This window comes from Promicromonospora sp. NPDC060271, assembly GCF_042726755.1.
Lineage (GTDB): Bacteria > Actinomycetota > Actinomycetes > Actinomycetales > Cellulomonadaceae > Promicromonospora.
Window position 1 is genome coordinate 1 of record NZ_JBHXBG010000240.1, and the last position, 3,063, is coordinate 3,063.

Below are 3,063 nucleotides of genomic sequence, written 5' to 3' on the forward strand. Positions count from 1 at the left end.
GGTCCGCACCCTCACGCCGAGGGTGCGGACCGCCGTCGGGCGTCATGCGTCGGCCCTGTCGGGCCGGGTGTGCGTCAGGCCTTCGCGGGCGCCGACGACTCGGGCTCGGCGTCCTCGGCGGGCGCCTCGGGGGTCTCGCCGTCAGCGGCCTCCTGAGCCTGTGCGACGGCCGCGTCGAGCGCTGCCTGGGCCTCGTCGACCTCTTCCGAGCCGATGAACTCGCTCAGGTCGACGACGTTGCCGTCGGAGTCCTTGACCTCGATCTGGCGCAGGGCGACCGCGAGGGCCTTCGAGCGCGCGACCTCGCCGACCATGGCGGGGATCTGACCGCCCTGCTCGAGCGACTTGATGAACTCGCTCGGCTCCATCCCGTACTGCTGCGAGGCGCTCACCAGGTACTCGACGAGCTCGCCCTGGCTCACCTGCACCTTGAGCTTCTCGGCGAGGGTGTCGAGCAGGATCTGGTTCTTGATCGCCTTGGTCGCGTCGGCGGTGACCTCCGCGCGGTGCTCGTCGTCCTCCAGGCGGCTCTCGGACTCGAGGTGGCGGTGCACCTCGGCCTGGACCACACCGGTGGGCACGGGGACCTCGACGGTCTCCAGCAGCTTCTCCATGAGGGCGTCCCGGGCGCTGACGGCCTGGTTGGAGGTCTTGATGCCGGCGACCTGGGTCCGCAGGTCGTCCTTGAGCTCCTCGAGCGTGTCGAACTCCGAGGCGAGCTGGGCGAAGTCGTCGTCCACCTCGGGAAGGTCGCGCTGCTTGACCGAGGTCGCGGTGACGGTGACGTCCGCCTCCTTGCCCTCGTGGTCGCCGCCGGCCAGCGGGGCCTTGAAGGTGGTGGTCTCGCCTGCGGACAGGCCGGTCAGGGCCTCGTCCAGGCCCTCGAGCATGTTGCCGGAGCCGATCTGGTACGAGACGCCCGACACGGAGTCGACCTCCTCGTCACCGATGACGGCCTTCAGGTCGATGACGACGTAGTCGCCCTCGACGGCCGGGCGGTCGACGCCGACGAGGGTGCCGAAGCGCTCGCGCAGGGCGTCCAGGCGCTCGGTGACGTCCTCGTCGGTCACCACCGTGGAGTCGACGGTCAGCTCGACGTCGGAGAGCTCGGGGAGCTCGATCTCTGGGCGGACCTCGACCTCGGCGGTGAACTTCAGCTGGCCCTCGCCGGCCTTCGCCGGGACCTCGGTCACGTCGACCTCGGGCTGGGCGAGCGGACGCAGCTCGGTCTCGCCGAGCGCGTCACGGTAGAAGCCCGAGAGGCCGTCGTTCACGGCGTGCTCGATCACCGCGCCCCAGCCGACCCGCTGCTCGATGATACGCGGGGGCACCTTGCCCTTGCGGAAGCCGGGGACGTTCACCTGCTCCGCGATGTGCTCGTAGGCGTGATCGATGCTCGGCTTGAGCTCGTCGTAGTCCACCTCGACGGTCAGCTTGACCTTGGTGGGCTCCAGGGTCTCGACGGCGCTCTTCACTTCGATGGTCTCCAGAATGTCGGGGGTGCGCGCACGCCGGCTCACTGCTTCCCGGGGTGGCGCGGGGATGCTCAGCTCAGTTGCCGCTGCTCGCAGTCAGCCGCGCTGACGACGACGTGCGAGAGACGCACGGGCAACCCGTCAATGGTACGCCCCACGACCACGGGCGCCGAATGCAAGCCGGTGGCGTGCCGCACACCGGCTGGCGTCCGCGCGCCGTCGGACCCGCCGTCAGCGGCCCATACCCGCCGTCAGACCCGCCACGATCTGCCGTGTGGCCACGAGGAACAGGGCCACCAGCGGCAGCGTGGCGATGACGAGGCCAGCGAACAGGGTGGACCACGACGTCTGGTACTCCCCGAAGAACGTGGTCAGCCCGACGGGCAGCGTGTACTGCGCGCGGTCGCGCACGAGGATCAGCGGGTAGAAGAAGTCGTTCCAGATGGGCACGAAGCGGAAGACCACCACCGTCGCCACCGCCGGGCGCACGAGCGGCAGCAGCACCGACCAGAACGTGCGCAGCGGTCCGGCGCCGTCGATCCGGGCGGCGTCCTCCAGCTCGTCCGGGAGCTGGCGCAGGAACGCGGCGAGCACGAACACGGAGAACGGGATCGACACCGCCGCGTAGACCAGGATCAGGCCGGTCCGGGTCGAGGCGAGACCGATCATGTCGAGCAGGTAGAAGATCGGCACGATCATGAGGAACACGGGCATCATCAGGCCCGACACGAACACCTGCTCGATGACGGCCATGAGGCGTGAGCGCGACCGGGCCAGCGCGTAGGCAGCCAGCAGCGAGACAGCCGTGGACAGGGCAACCGAGGCCGTGGTGACGAGCACCGAGTTGAGGAAGTACGTGGAGAACGACGCCTCCACCCAGGCCTGGCGGTACGCGTCCAGCGAAGGGCTGACGGGCAGGCCGAGCGGCTCGGCGACGAGCTCTTGATCGGTGCGGAACGAGTTCCACACCATGATCAGCAGCGGCACCAGCGCGACCGCCGCGTAGCCCCAGAGGACAACCTGCACCGCCGCGCGCCTCACGTCAGGCCTCGCTCTACGCGGCGGAACCACCGTGTGAACAGCACCGACACCCCGACGATCACGGCGAACAGCAGGATCGCCACCGCTGACGAGACGCCTATCGCGTTGGACGCCCCCGAGCCGAACGCGGTGCGGTAGAAGAGGAGCGACATGACGTCGGTGGCCCCTGCCGGGCTGCCGTTCGACCCCCCGAGGGCGTACGGGATCGGGAACGCCTCCATGGAGAAGATGAACGTCAGCACGCTCACCGTGCCGATCACCGGCACCAGCATGGGCAGCGTGACGTACCAGAAGCGCTGGCGGGAGGACGCGCCGTCGAGCATCGCGGCCTCCTCCATGGTGGGATCGAGCGACCCGAGCGCGGCGCCGTAGACCAGGAGCGGGAACCCTACCCACTGCCAGGCGGTCACCAGCACGACGACCCACAGGGCGGTGTCGGGGTGGGCCCCCCCCGGGGGGGGGGCGGGCACCACGCCGCCCGCGCGCCGGGGCGCGGTGACCGGGCCGCAAAACCGCCCGGGCCGCAGAGGACCCCCGGAGGCCACCC

The 3,063-nt window shown here is 70.2% G+C and carries 3 protein-coding genes; all 3 read right to left on the reverse strand.

Annotated features, from left to right (window positions below; genetic code table 11):
• Window positions 1–74: 74 nt before the first annotated feature.
• Window positions 75–1,475 carry a trigger factor gene (gene tig / locus ACFWE2_RS23870; protein WP_377226698.1) on the reverse strand — a complete coding sequence of 467 codons (1,401 nt, stop codon included), beginning with the start codon at window positions 1,473–1,475 and terminating at the stop codon, window positions 75–77.
• A gap of 231 nt (window positions 1,476–1,706) precedes the next feature.
• Window positions 1,707–2,501 (reverse strand): carbohydrate ABC transporter permease, encoded by a 795-nt coding sequence (locus ACFWE2_RS23875; protein ID WP_377226699.1) that lies wholly within the window; start codon window positions 2,499–2,501, stop codon window positions 1,707–1,709.
• Window positions 2,502–2,512: 11 nt separating this feature from the next.
• Window positions 2,513–2,986 (reverse strand): carbohydrate ABC transporter permease, encoded by a 474-nt coding sequence (locus ACFWE2_RS23880; RefSeq protein WP_377226700.1) that lies wholly within the window; start codon window positions 2,984–2,986, stop codon window positions 2,513–2,515.
• Window positions 2,987–3,063: the final 77 nt, after the last annotated feature.